The organism is Rhodococcus sp. T2V, from assembly GCF_029269925.1.
Taxonomy (GTDB): Bacteria; Actinomycetota; Actinomycetes; order Mycobacteriales; family Mycobacteriaceae; genus Rhodococcus_F; species Rhodococcus_F koreensis.
Window position 1 is genome coordinate 1 of sequence record NZ_JARJBD010000537.1, and the last position, 326, is coordinate 326.

Annotated in this window: 1 pseudogene; it reads left to right on the plus strand. The window is 70.9% G+C overall.

From position 1 onward, the window contains the following. Window positions 1-167: pseudogene (locus tag P3H15_RS55305) on the plus strand (excisionase); the annotation flags it as partial. Between the last annotated feature and the right edge of the window lie 159 nt (window positions 168-326).

Below are 326 nucleotides of genomic sequence, written 5' to 3' on the forward strand. Positions count from 1 at the left end.
GGCTGACCAGCACGGTGTCGGTCACACAATTACGGAAGGAGTTGGGGAACGAGGGCCTGCGGCAGGCGGCGATCGATGCCGGCCGCACACCGCCCTCGGACCGCACGTTGCGCCGGTGGGCGCAACAGGGGCGGATCCCGCATGCGGATGTGCTCGAGCGTGCGCAGTCAGGCCGTCGGTGTCGGCGAACACCAACCGCCCGTTGTCGAGCGCACCCGCCCACCGGTGCACGGGTGCCATCGGTGCCCACGCTCCTCGGTGTCTGTCAGCTCGGCGAAGTCCTCCACGATCCGACCGGTCTGCGCCGGTTCGGACGGCCGGCGCAC